The organism is Streptomyces sp. NPDC096310 (assembly GCF_044763125.1).
Taxonomy (GTDB): Bacteria; Actinomycetota; Actinomycetes; order Streptomycetales; family Streptomycetaceae; genus Streptomyces.
In genome coordinates, this window is the sequence record NZ_JBIWFO010000001.1 from 471,349 (window position 1) to 484,289 (window position 12,941).

The 12,941-nt window shown below is 69.8% G+C and carries 9 protein-coding genes and 1 tRNA gene; 4 read left to right on the forward strand and 6 right to left on the reverse strand.

Features of this window, described 5'->3' with window-relative positions:
• Positions 1–55 precede the first annotated feature (55 nt).
• The 5 genes from ACIQ7D_RS01770 to ACIQ7D_RS01790 form a co-directional block, all read right to left on the reverse strand.
• The gene (locus tag ACIQ7D_RS01770; RefSeq protein WP_403932341.1) at positions 56–1,474 is read right to left on the reverse strand and encodes an OFA family MFS transporter; all 1,419 of its coding nucleotides are present in this window, start codon (positions 1,472–1,474) and stop codon (positions 56–58) included.
• 1 nt (position 1,475) lies between these two features.
• Positions 1,476–2,870: an OFA family MFS transporter gene (locus ACIQ7D_RS01775; RefSeq protein ID WP_403932345.1), complete on the reverse strand. Its 1,395-nt coding sequence runs from the start codon at positions 2,868–2,870 to the stop codon at positions 1,476–1,478.
• Positions 2,871–3,060: 190 nt separating this feature from the next.
• Positions 3,061–5,199, reverse strand: coding sequence for an acetate--CoA ligase family protein (locus ACIQ7D_RS01780; RefSeq protein ID WP_403932348.1), 2,139 nt, complete (start codon positions 5,197–5,199; stop codon positions 3,061–3,063).
• 2 nt (positions 5,200–5,201) lie between these two features.
• Positions 5,202–6,467 carry a formyl-CoA transferase gene (frc, locus tag ACIQ7D_RS01785; protein ID WP_403932350.1) on the reverse strand — a complete coding sequence of 422 codons (1,266 nt, stop codon included), beginning with the start codon at positions 6,465–6,467 and terminating at the stop codon, positions 5,202–5,204.
• Between the two features lie 12 nt (positions 6,468–6,479).
• On the reverse strand, positions 6,480–8,162 hold the full coding sequence (locus tag ACIQ7D_RS01790; protein ID WP_403932353.1) for a thiamine pyrophosphate-binding protein: 1,683 nt from the start codon (positions 8,160–8,162) through the stop codon (positions 6,480–6,482).
• Between the two features lie 177 nt (positions 8,163–8,339).
• On the opposite strand from ACIQ7D_RS01790, the gene sucC reads away from it, so the two are divergent.
• The 4 genes from sucC (at position 8,340) to ACIQ7D_RS01810 (ending at position 12,316) form a co-directional block, all read left to right on the forward strand.
• Positions 8,340–9,473, forward strand: a complete 1,134-nt coding sequence (sucC, locus tag ACIQ7D_RS01795; RefSeq protein WP_403932355.1) for an ADP-forming succinate--CoA ligase subunit beta — start codon at positions 8,340–8,342, stop codon at positions 9,471–9,473.
• Between the two features lie 13 nt (positions 9,474–9,486).
• Positions 9,487–10,389, forward strand: a complete 903-nt coding sequence (sucD, locus tag ACIQ7D_RS01800) for a succinate--CoA ligase subunit alpha (RefSeq protein WP_403932358.1) — start codon at positions 9,487–9,489, stop codon at positions 10,387–10,389.
• A gap of 129 nt (positions 10,390–10,518) precedes the next feature.
• Positions 10,519–12,063 carry an aldehyde dehydrogenase family protein gene (locus tag ACIQ7D_RS01805; RefSeq protein ID WP_403932361.1) on the forward strand — a complete coding sequence of 515 codons (1,545 nt, stop codon included), beginning with the start codon at positions 10,519–10,521 and terminating at the stop codon, positions 12,061–12,063.
• Between the two features lie 168 nt (positions 12,064–12,231).
• Positions 12,232–12,316 (forward strand) — tRNA-Leu (locus ACIQ7D_RS01810).
• Between the two features lie 154 nt (positions 12,317–12,470).
• Here the strand turns inward: ACIQ7D_RS01810 and ACIQ7D_RS01815 are convergent.
• Positions 12,471–12,839 carry a peptidase inhibitor family I36 protein gene (locus ACIQ7D_RS01815; protein ID WP_403932364.1) on the reverse strand — a complete coding sequence of 123 codons (369 nt, stop codon included), beginning with the start codon at positions 12,837–12,839 and terminating at the stop codon, positions 12,471–12,473.
• Positions 12,840–12,941 lie beyond the last annotated feature (102 nt).

Genomic DNA, 12,941 nt, shown 5'->3' on the forward strand with positions numbered 1-12,941 from the left:
CGGCCCTCCGCGCGGTGGTACAGCGCCGCGGGGAGGGCCGTCTGTCCGTCCGTGGTCAGGCGGTCGCCTGCCCCGGCTGCCGCACCCGGGGCAGCCGGACCGTACGACGCCCGTGGTCCGGGCCGCCGGGCCGGCGCAGGGCCAGCGAGAGCCCCGCGGCGATCAGCGAGACCACACCGGACGCCACATACGCGCCGATGTACCCCCAGGAGGCGACCACGACCGCCCCCATCCCGCCGCCGAACAAGCCGCTGACCAGCTTCGCGCTGTAGACCATGCCGTAGTTGGACGCGTTGTAGTTCTCCCCGAAGTAGTCCGGGACCAGCGCCGCGAACAGCGGATAGAACGCCCCGCCGCCGAAGCCGGACAGGAACGCGAAGACGAGGAAGAGCGTCTGGTTGCCGGTCTCACCGGCCCACAGCACACCGAACTGCGCCACGGCCAGCACCAGACACACGTACGTCAGGGTCGGCCGCCGGCCCAGCTTGTCCGAGAGCCAGCCGACCACACCCCGCCCCGTCCCGTTGATCACCGACATCAGCCCCATGGACGACGCCGCGATCAGCGGGCCGAACCCCATCTCCTTGGCGAACGGCACCTGGAACGAGATCCCGAAGATCGAGACGCCCGCGCAGCACAGCATGCACAGCCACATCAGGGGCACGACCCCGGTCCTTAACGCCTCCTTCGGTGTGTACTGCTTCACCGCGGGCGGGTTCTTGGCCAGCGCCAGCGACGACTTGGTGTCCCCGGAGCGGTGCAGCGGGTCCACCTCCTCGGGCCACCAGTTCTTCGGCGGATCCTTGAAGAACAGCCCCGCCACCAGCGTCAGCACCAGTACGTACACACCGACGAGGTCCAGCACGGTGTGGAAGTTCGAGGTGTCGAAGCCGTATGTGAAGAGGAAGACGAACGGCACCGCGCCATAGGCGAACGCGCCGTTCACCAGGCCCGTCTTGCCGCCCCTGCGCTCGGGGTACCACTTGCCGACCATGTTGACGCAGGTCGAGTAGATCAGACCGGAGCCGAGCCCGCCCAGCAGCCCGAAACCGGCCAGCGCGAACCAGAAGTCGGGCGCGTGACTGAGACTGACGAATCCGAGCAGTGAGCAGAACGAGCCGGTCAGCATCGCCGCTCTGCTGCTCAGGATGCCCTTCTCCCGTAACCGGCCGGCGGGGAAGGAGACCGCCGCCTGGAAGAAGATCCAGACACTGAGCACCCAGAAGGTGTTCGTGGAGGTCCAGTGATGTGCCCTGGACAGGGTCTCCTCGGCCGCTCCGAAGGCGTACTCGAAGACACTGATGGCGAGCATGGCGAGCCAGGGCAGTGCCACCATCGTCCAGCGGGGGAGGCCGAGGATCTGCCGGTCGGACTCGCCGACCCGGTAGACACGGCCATGGGCGTCGGTGATCTCGCGGTAGTCCCCGCCGGCGGTGGCCGACGCGGACGTCCCCGAGAGTGGTTCCGTGGTCATTTCAGGTGATCTCCCGGCCGATCGGATTCGGGTTGGGTCGGATCTTCTTGACGTCGGGCCTGCCAGGCGCCTTCAGGAACACCGCCAGTACGGCGGAGGCGAGCCCGATGCTGCCGGCGATGACGAAGGCGCCCTGGTAGTCCCAGGCACCCACCACGACAGCCCCCACACCGGAGCCCACGAGGCCCGATATGAGCTTGGAGCTGTAGACCATGCCGTAGTTCGAGGCATTGTTGTTCTCCCCGAAGTAGTCCGCGGTCATCGCCGCGAACAGCGGGAAGATGGCGCCGCCGCCGAACCCGGAGACCATCGAGCAGAACAGGAAGAACGGCATACTGCCCAGCGTCCCGGAGACCAGCACACCGAACTGCGCGCTGCCGAGCACCAGACAGACGAAGATCAGGGTGTGACGGCGTCCGTACCGGTCGGAGATCCAGCCGATGACACCGCGCCCCGTGCCGTTCACGATCGCCTTGAGCGACATCGCGGTGGCCACGATCCCGCCCGCGAACCCCATGTCCTTGCCGAAGGGCACCTGGAACGCGATGCCGAAGATGTTGATCCCCGCCGTGCAGAGCAGGCAGAACCACATCAGCCACAGCACCGGTGTGCGGGCCGCCTCCCGCGGTGTGTACTGCTTCACCGCCGGCGGGTTCTTCTCCAGCGCGCGCCGGACCCTCGGGTCGTCGGAGACCTTCAGCGGGTCCGCGCCCCGCGGCCACCAGTACTTCGGCGGGTCCTTGAAGAACCAGCCGGCGGTCGCGACGACGAGGCAGCACATCACCCCGACGAAGACCAGGACGCCCTGGTAGTTGCTCAGATCCATGTACGAGGTGAAGAGGAAGACGAACGGCACCGAGCCGTAGGCGAAACCGCCGTTGACCAGGCCGGTCTTGCCTCCCTTGCGCTCCGGGTACCACTTGCCGACCATGTTGACGCAGGTCGCGTAGACCAGACCGGCGCCGATACCGCTGAACATGCCGAACCCGAGGTACGCCACGATCACATGCGGGGCGTACGCCAGGGACAGATAGCCCAGCAGCGTCCCCAGCGCGCCCAGCATCATGGCGTAACGGGCGGGCAGCCTGCCGCTCTCCCTGAGCTGCCCGGCGGGAAAGGCGACGGCCGCCTGGAAGAAGACCCAGACGCCCATCAGCCAGAAGATGTGTCCGCTGCTCCAGAGATGGGCCTCGTGCAGCGTGTCCTCCGCGGAGGTGAACGCGTACTCCGACGAGCTGATGCCGAGCATGCCCATCCAGGGGAAGATCACCATCGTCCAGCGTGGCCGGCCCATGATGTCCCGGTCGCTCTCGCCGATCCGGTAGACGCGTCCGTTGTGGTCCGTCACCTCCTTGTAGGGGACGGAACTGTTGAGTTGAGTCGTTGTTGTTTTCATGATGGTCTCTCGCACCCCTCGCATCGAAAGAACTGGCCAGCGCCCCCTGTCCAAAACCTTCGTGCCGTGCCCGGGCGGTGTCAGGTCATGAACCGCCTCCCAACAGCCCCGCCGCCCGCGCCCACGCGGCGGCGGCGCTCCCGGGGGTCAACCCCCGGACCCCCGGCCGGTGTCGGCCGCTGTTCGTGCGTCACAGCAGCCCCGCCGCCCGCGCCCACGCGTACTTCGCGCCGAGCACGGCGACCGGCTGCTCCGTGGTGTACGGGTAGGCCACCACCCCGTGGTCGAAGAGGTACTGGCACGCCTCCTCGACCTCGACGTCGCCCGCGAGGGAGGCCACCACCGGCTTGTGGATTCCCCGCTCCCGGAACTCCGCCACGACCCGCGCCGTCAGTTCGGCGAAGACCATGGGCGGGGTGACGATGGTGTGCCAGTACCCGAGGACCAGCGCGTGGATCCGCGGGTCCTCCAGACCCAGCCGGATCGTCGCCTCGTACGTGGACGGCGGTTCGCCCCCGGTGATGTCCACCGGGTTGCCGGCCGCCCCGAACGGCGGGATGAACGCGCGGAACGCCTCGTCCAGATCCGGTGGAATCTCCATCAGGGAGAGCCCGTTGTCGACGATGGCGTCCGAGAGGAGCACCCCCGAGCCGCCGGCGCCCGTGATGATGACTACGTTGTCACCCTGCGGCGTGGGGAGCACGGGCAGCGCCCGCGCGTACTCCAGCATCTCGTTCAGCCCCGGCGCCCTGATCACCCCGGCCTGGCGCAGGATGTCGTCGTACACCGCGTCGTCCCCGGCGAGCGCTCCGGTGTGCGACCCCGCGGCCTTCGCGCCGGCCGCCGTACGCCCGGCCTTGAGGACGACCACCGGCTTCTTCGGTACGGTGGCCCGCGCCGCCGCCACGAACGCGCGGCCGTCCTTGAGGTCTTCGAGGTGCATCGCGATGCACTCGGTGTGCGGGTCCTCGCCGAACCAGGTCAGCAGGTCGTCCTCGTCCAGGTCGGACTTGTTGCCGAGGCCGACGATCGCCGAGACCCCCGTCCTGGTGGACCGCGCGAAGCCGAGGATGGCCATCCCGATGCCGCCGGACTGCGAGGTCAGCGCCACACCGCCCTTGACGTCGTACGGGGTGCAGAAGGTCGCACAGAGGTCCTGCCAGGTCGAGTAGTAGCCGTAGATGTTCGGCCCCAGCAGCCGTACGCCGTGCTCCTCCGCGATCGCCACGATCCGCGCCTGCAACGCGTGTTCGCCGGTCTCGGCGAAGCCGGACGGGATCAGCACGGCGTTGGGGATGCCCTTGCGGCCGACCTCCTCCAGCGCGGCGGGCACGAACTTCGCGGGGATCGCGAAGACCGCCACATCGGGCTCACCGGGAACATCCATCACGCTCTTGTACGCCTTGCGGCCGAGAATGTCATCGGCCTTGGGATTCACCGGGTGGATGTCGCCGGGGAAACCCCCGTCGATGAGGTTCCGCATGACCGAATTGCCGATCTTCCCCTGCTCGTTGGAGGCACCGATCACTGCCACGGAGCTGGGTTTCATCAGCCGCCGCATCGAGACCAGGATCTCCTCGCGGCCGTACACGCGCCGCCCGGCCGGCCGTTCGGCGTCCAGCAGGATCCGTACGTCCGCAGCCATCACCCCGTTCGCCGAGGCGAACACCGGGTTGAGATCGACCTCCGCGATCTCGGGGAAGTCGGTCGCGAGCCGCGACACCTTGACGATCAGCCCGGCCAGCGCGTCCCGGTCGACGGGCGCGGCGCCGCGCACCCCGCGCAGGATCTCCGCCGCGCGGATCCCGTCGAGCATCGACAGCGCGTCGTCCGTGGAGGCGGGGGCCAGCCGGAACGTGACGTCCTTCAACACCTCCACCAGCACCCCGCCGAGACCGAACGCCACGATCTTGCCGAAGGTCGGGTCGGTGACCGTGCCGATCAGCACCTCGGTGCCCTCGGGCACCATCTGCTGGATCTGCACGCCCAGGATCCGCGCGTCCGGGGCGTAGGCACGGGCGTTGGAGACGATCGCGGTGAACGCGCCCCGCACCTCGGCGGCCGAGCTCAGCCCGATCCGCACCCCGCCCGCGTCCGTCTTGTGCAGGATCTCCGGCGAGACGATCTTCATCGCCACCGGGAAGCCGATCCGGTCGGCCAGCGCCACCGCCTCGTCGGCGCTCTCGGCGAGCGCCTCGGCCGGCGTGGGGATCCCGTACGCGTCCGTGACGGCCTTGCCCTCGGGCGCGGTGAGCGCCGTGCGGCCCTCGGCGAGTGCCGAGTCCAGCAGCGCTCGTACGGTCTTCCTGCTCTCTTCGTTGCTGTCCACCGCTAGATGACTCCGTCCGTCTTGAGAAGCCGCAGTTCCTCGTCGTCCAGGCCCAGTTCGCCCCCGTACACCTCGCTGTTGTGTTCACCGAGCAGCGGCGAGGTGAACACGTCCACGGGGGAGTCGGAGAGCTTCAGCGGGCTGCCGACCGTGGTGAACGAGCCGCGCTGGGGGTGGGGGACCTCGACGACCATCTCGTTGGCCGCGAGCGAGGCGTCCTCGATGATCTCCTTGGTGGAGAGGATCGGGCCGCAGGGGATGTTGTGGGCGTTGAGCCGCTCCAGCACCTCCCACTTGGGAAGGGTCGACGTCCACTCCTCGATGAGCTGGAACATCTTGCCGAGCTTGGGCAGCCGTGCCTCGGGCGTCGCCCACTCGGGGTCGTCCGCCAGCTCGGGGCGGCCCATCAGCTCGGTGACCGGCTTCCACCCGACCGGCTGCACGATCACGTACACGTAGTCGTTGGGGCCGCCCGGCGCGCACTTGACGGCCCAGCCGGGCTGTCCGCCGCCGCTCGCGTTGCCGCTGCGCGGCACCTCGTCGCCGAAGTCGTCGTTCGGGTACTCCGCGAGCGGTCCGTGGGCGAGCCGCTGCTGGTCGCGGAGTTTCACCCGGCAGAGGTTGAGCACGGCGTGCTGCATCGCCACGTTGACACGCTGGCCCCGCCCGGTGTGCTCACGCTGGAAGAGCGCGGCGAGTATCCCGGCGACGGCGTGGATCCCCGTGCCGGAGTCGCCTATCTGCGCGCCCGTGGCGAGTGGCGGCCCGTCCTCGAAGCCGGTCGTGGACATCGAGCCGCCCATGGCCTGCGCGACCACCTCGTACGCCTTGAAGTTGGTGTACGGGCCCTCCCCGAACCCCTTGATGGAGGCGTAGACGATCCGCGGGTTGATCTCCTGGATGCGTTCCCAGGTGAACCCCATCCGGTCCACGGCTCCGGGGCCGAAGTTCTCCACCATCACGTCGGAGCGGCGGATGAGTTCGGTCAGGATCTCCTTGCCGCGCTCCGTCTTGGTGTTGAGGGTGATGGACCGCTTGTTGCAGTTGAGCATCGTGAAGTACAGCGAGTCCACGTCGGGCAGATCGCGGAGCTGCTTGCGGGTGATGTCACCGCTCGGCGCCTCCAGCTTCACCACGTCCGCGCCGAGCCAGCCGAGCAACTGCGTGGCGGAGGGCCCCGACTGGACATGGGTCATGTCCAGGACGCGTACGCCCGAGAGGGCCTTGGGGGCGGCTGCGGCGGGCGAGGTCTCAAGAGCCTGGGTCATGGGAGGGCTCCTTCACTTGTACATGGTCTGGTTCATGGTTCCGGGGGCGTACGCGTCGGGGTCGACCCAGACGTTGATCAGCGACGGCAGTCCGGACTCGCGGGCGCGCCGCAGCGCGGGCGCGATCTCGGCCGGGTCGCGGACCTCTTCGCCATAACCGCCCAGCATCTGGGCGAACTTGTCGTAGTGGACGTCGCCGAGGGTGTTGCCGACCCGCTCGCGCTCGTCGCCGTACTTGGCCTTCTGGCCGTAACGGATCTGGTTCATCGACGAGTTGTTGCCGACGATGCCGACGAAGGGCAGGTTGTAGCGCACCAGCGTCTCGAAGTCCCAGCCGGTCAGCGAGAAGGCGCCGTCACCGAAGAGCGCCACGACCTCCTTGTCGGGCCTGGCCTGCTTGGCGGCGAGCACGAAGGGCACCCCGACGCCGAGGGTGCCGAGCGGCCCCGGGTCCATCCAGTGTCCCGGCGACTTGGGCTGGACGACCTGCCCGGAGAAGGTGACGATGTCGCCGCCGTCCCCGATGTAGATGGAGTCCTCGGTGAGGAAGTCGTTGATCTCGCTGACCAGCCGGTACGGGTGGATGGGCGAGGCGTCCGAGCGCAACTGCGGCAGCCGCTTCTCGATGGCCGTCTGCTCGGCGGCGCGCAGCTCGTCCAGCCACGCCTTCCGCTTCACCGAGCCGCCGTTGATCCGCCCGCTCGCGGCCTGGGTGACCGAGGAGAGCACGAGCCCGGGGTCTCCGACGATGCCGAGGTCGATGTCGCGGTTCTTGCCGACCGTACGGTAGTCGAGGTCGATCTGGACGACGGTCGCGTCCGGCGAGAGCCGCTTCCCGTACCCCATACGGAAGTCGAAGGGCGTCCCGACGATGACGATGAGGTCGGCGTTGGAGAAGGCGTAGCGCCGGGAGAGCTGGAAGTGGTGCGGATCGCCGGGGGGCAGGGTGCCACGGCCGGCGCCGTTCATGTACGCGGGGATGTTGAGCGTCCGCACCAGTTCGGTCGCCGCGTCGGTCCCCCGGGTCGTCCAGACCTGGCTGCCGAGCAGGATCGCCGGCTTCTCGGCGTGCACGAGCAGATCGGCGAGCTTCTCGACGGCCTCGGGGTCGCCGGCCGAGCGGGTGGAGGCGCGGTACTGCCCGGCGGCGGGGACCCGGGCCTTGTCCACGGGCACCTTGGCGTCCAGCACATCGCGCGGGATCTCCAGGAAGGAGGGGCCGGGAGCGCCGTGGTAGCACTCGCGGAACGCCATCGAGACCATGTCGGCCGCGCGCGCCGTGTCCGGCACGGTGGCGGCGAACTTGGTGATGGGGGTCATCATGTCGACATGGGGGAGGTCCTGGAGGGACCCCATCTTGTGCTGGGTGTGCGCCCCCTGGCCGCCGATCAGCAGCATGGGCGACTCGGCGCGGAAGGCGTTGGCGACCCCGGTGACGGCGTCGGTGGTGCCGGGTCCGGCGGTGACCACCGCGCACCCCGGCTTTCCGGTGATCCGGGCGTAGCCGTCCGCGGCGTGGGCGGCCACCTGCTCATGACGTACGTCGACGACGTCGATGCCCTCGTCGACGCAGCCGTCGTAGATGTCGATGATGTGGCCGCCGCAGAGGGTGTAGATGACCTCGACACCCTCCGCTTTGAGTGCCTTGGCGACGAGATGGCCACCGGAGATGAGTTCCTGGCTGTCGTCGGGCATGAGGAGGTCCCTGTCCCTTCGTAGTCCTTCGCCGGGGAGGGGCGAGCGCCCGCCCCGGTACATTGCATACAGTCGACGAATACTGTATGAAGCTTGTTATCCCGCATCCGGGCGGGCGGTGTCCAGGGGGCGTGCGCCACTTTTCGTCAATGGGGAAGCAAGGGAAGGGGAGCAGCCATGGATCTGTACGAACACCAGGCAAGGGAACTCTTCGCGGAACACGGCGTCGCGGTACCGAAAGCCGAGGTCGTGACCGCCGCCGAGGGCGCCGGGCCCGCCGCGCGGCGGCTCGGCGGGCGCGTGGTCGTCAAGGCCCAGGTGAAGACCGGAGGGCGCGGCAAGGCGGGCGGTGTGAAGCTCGCGGCCGACCCGGCGGCGGCCGAACTCACCGCACGTCAGATACTCGGCATGGACATCAAGGGGCACACCGTCCACGCGGTGATGCTCGCCCAACCCGTCTCCATCGAGGCCGAGTTCTATGTGAGCTACGTGCTCGACCGGGCCGCCGGGACCTTCCTCGCCATCGCCTCGGCCGAGGGCGGCATGGAGATCGAGGAGGTCGCGGCCGTCCGCCCGGAGGCGGTGGCCCGGGTCCCCGTCGACCCGGTGGAGGGCGTCACCGAGGCCGTGGCCGCCCGGATCGCCGCCGCGGCCGGACTGCCGGACGAGGTCGTCCCGGTGCTCCGGGCGCTGTGGCGGGTGCTGGTCCGCGAGGACGCGCTGCTGGTCGAGGTGAACCCGTTGGTCCGCACCACGGAAGGGCTCATTCTCGCCCTCGACGGCAAGGTCACCCTTGACAGCAACGCCCTCTTCCGGCAGACGCGTTGGGGTGGGTCGGAGACCGGACCCGGCGCCGACCCGCTGGAGGCGCGGGCGGCGGCCAAGGGGCTCAACTACGTGAAGCTCGACGGCGAGGTCGGCGTCATCGGCAACGGCGCGGGCCTCGTCATGTCCACCCTCGACGTGGTGGCCGGCTGCGGCGCCCGCCCCGCCAACTTCCTGGACATCGGGGGAGGGGCGTCCGCCCAGGTGATGGCGGACGGACTCGCCGTCATCCTCTCCGACCCGGCGGTGAAATCCGTCTTCGTCAATGTCTTCGGCGGCATCACGGCCTGCGACGCGGTCGCCGACGGCATCGTACGGGCCCTGGAATCAGTGGAGTTGACCCGGCCGCTCGTGGTCCGCCTCGACGGCAACAGCGCGGCCCGCGGCCGGGCGATCCTCGCCGAGCGCGCCCATCCGCTCGTACAGCAGGCCACCACCATGGACGGGGCGGCCCGGCAGGCCGCCGCGCTCGCGAACGCCGGATGAGGAGAGGAACACCATGGCCATCTTCCTGACCAAGGAGAGCAAGGTACTCGTCCAGGGCATGACCGGCGCCGAGGGCATGCGGCACACCCGGCGGATGCTCGCCGCGGGCACCGCCGTCGTCGGCGGCGTCAACCCACGCAAGGCGGGCACCCACGTCGACCTCGACGGAACCACCGTGCCCGTCTTCGGCTCCGTACGCGAGGGCATCGAGGCGACCGGCGCGGACGTCAGTGTCGTCTTCGTGCCACCGCGGTTCGCCGAAGCGGCCGTGACCGAGGCGGTGGACGCCGGGATCGGGCTCGCCGTCGTCATCACCGAGGGTATCCCCGTGCACGACGCGGTCGCCTTCACCGTGTACGCCAAGGAGCGCGGCACCCGGATCATCGGCCCCAACTGCCCCGGCCTGATCAGCCCCGGGCAGTCCAACGCCGGGATCATCCCGGCGGACATCGCCACCAAGCCGGGCCGGATCGGACTCGTGTCGAAGTCCGGCACGCTCACCTACCAACTCATGTACGAACTGCGGGAGATCGGCTTCTCCTCGGCGGTCGGCATCGGCGGCGACCCTGTCGTGGGCACCAGCCACATCGACTGCCTCGCCGCCTTCGAGGACGACCCCGACACCGAACTCGTCGTCCTCATCGGCGAGATCGGCGGCGACGCGGAGGAACGCGCCGCCGCCTACGCCGCCGAGCGGGTCACCAAGCCGGTCATCGGCTACATCGCCGGATTCAGCGCGCCCGAGGGCAGGACGATGGGGCACGCGGGCGCGATCGTCTCCGGCTCCTCCGGCACCGCGGAGGGCAAGCGCAAGGCCCTGGAGGCGGCCGGTGTACGGGTCGGCTCGACCCCCTCCGAGACCGCGCGGCTGGTCCTGGAACAGCTCGCGCCCGCGCCGGACGTCACCCATACTTGAGAGCGAGTGCGTGCCACCACACCACCGGTTCACCACCGTCGTGCGACCGCGAGACACCGGCCGCCGGACGGCGGCCGGGCCTGAACCGGACCATGCACCCCTCCCGCCTCGTCCGAGCGGAGCCCCCCAATGGCACCGACCTCACTGATCCTCAAACCGGGCACGGCCTGGTCGGACGCCTGGGAGCGCGGCCTCGCCGCCGCGCCCGAGGCCTTCCACGACGACCGGGTACGCAACCTCTGGGCCGCGGCGTGGCGTTCCGACGGCCGCGCCCTGCCCGCCACCAGCCCCGTCGACGGCAGTCCGATCGCCGGCCCGCCCCGGCTGGACGCCGCGACCGCCCGGCAGGCGGTGCGCGCCGCGCTGGACGCGCACCGCGCCTGGCGCCACATCCCGCTGCCCGAGCGGGCCGCCCGCGTCGGCGCGACGCTCGACGCGCTCACCGCACACCGCGAACTGCTCGCCCTCCTGCTCGTCTGGGAGATCGGCAAGCCCTGGCGCCTCGCCCAGGCCGACGTCGACCGTGCGATCGACGGCGTGCGCTGGTACGTGGACGGCGCAGGGCCGATGCTGGAGGGCCGTACCCCGCTGCCGGGGCCGGTCTCGAACATCGCGAGCTGGAACTATCCGATGTCCGTCCTCGTCCACGCCCTGCTGGTGCAGGCGCTGGCCGGCAACGCGGTCATCGCCAAGGCCCCCACCGACGGCGGCGTCGCCTGTCTGACCCTGGCCTGTGCGCTCGCCGCCCGCGAGGGCGTCCCCGTCACCCTGGTCAGCGGCAGCGGCGGCGAACTCTCCGAGGCGCTGGTGCGGGCGCCCGAGATCGGCTGTGTCTCCTTCGTCGGTGGCCGGGACACCGGCGCCAGGATCGCCACCGCCGTCGCCGACCTCGGCAAACGCCATGTCCTCGAACAGGAGGGACTCAACACCTGGGGCGTCTGGAACTGCACCGACCTCGGCGCCCTGACCGCCGTGATCCCCAAGCTCTTCGACTACGGGAAGCAGCGCTGTACGGCCTACCCCCGCTTCGTCGTGCAGCGCTCCCTCTTCGCGGACTTCCTGGCCGCGTACCTGCCCGCCGTACGGTCGATCCGCGTGGGCCACCCCCTGGCGGTCGAGTCCCCGGACGACCCGCCGCCGGAGCTGGACTTCGGGCCGCTCATCAACGCCGCCAAGGCCAAGGAGCTGGCCGATCAGGTCACCGAGGCGATCGGCCGCGGCGCCGTACCGCTCCACCGGGGCGCCCTGGCGGACGCCCGCTTCCTCCCCGGCCAGGACACCAGCGCGTATCTGGCCCCCGTCACCCTGCTGGGCCCGCCCCCGTCCTCCCCGCTGCACCACGCGGAACCCTTCGGGCCGGTCGACACCATCGTCCTGGTCGACACGGAGGCGGAGCTGCTGGCCGCGATGAACGCCTCGAACGGCGCCCTGGTCGCGACCCTGTCCACCGACGACCCGGCGACATACGCACGGCTGGCCCCCCAGATCCGCGCCTTCAAGACCGGCCACGGCACACCCCGCTCCCGGGGCGACCGCGACGAGCTGTTCGGCGGCTTCGGCCACTCCTGGCGCGGCGCCTTCGTCGGCGGCGAACTCCTGGTCCGCGCTGTGACGGACGGCCCGCCCGACGAGCGCCCGCCGGGCAACTTCCCCGACTACCACCTGATGCCCTGACCACCCGGCGGTACGACTCGTACGCGCAGGGCGACGGTCCGTGCGCACCGCCCCTGAGCAGGCCGATCGCGCACCGCTGACCACCGGATATACGGGTGAGGGGCACCTCGAACCCCTGGTATCGTTGTCTCTGTCGCCGCGGGGAGACCGACCGCGGATCGACCACTCGTCCGGGTGGCGGAATGGCAGACGCGCTAGCTTGAGGTGCTAGTGCCCTTTATCGGGCGTGGGGGTTCAAGTCCCCCCTCGGACACTCACACTCAGGGTATTTCACAGAAATACCCGGGTCGGATTCACGGAACTCCCAGCCCGGACTCGTCCGGGCTGGGAGTTCCGCTGTGTCGGGCGAGGGACCCGTCAAGGAGACACGTACCCGTCCCCGACCAGCTCCCGTCCGGACGAGATGATCAGCATTCCCCTGCCCTCAGGGAGCTGATGTTGTCTTCCCGGCCGTACTGGGAAGTATTGCCTTGCCAGGCCCCCACCGCCCACGTGGCGCCTTTGTAGTCATTGTCCACATACGTGCAGAAGATCTGGCCGCTTCGGTTCCATACCGAGGAGATCTTGTCGTTCATCCCGAAGTCGCTGAGTTTCTTGACGCCGTTCTGGAAGCGCACCATCTTGCCCTGTCCGCCTTTGTGCTCCCAGGCGCAGAACCAGCCGGCCGGGCAGTCCGCATACGTCTTGACGGTGGTCGGGGACGCCTGGGCGGTGGGCATGGCTGCCATGGCGACCGCGGCGAGACCCAGAGCCGCGCAGAGTGCTGTCTTCTTCATCTGTACTCGTTTCTTCGTGCTCCCGAAGGAGCGATCGGCCCTACGGGGCCCGGGTTTCGGGTGCGGGCGGTCGCCGGCGCCCGGTGGTGCGGGGGATGGCGC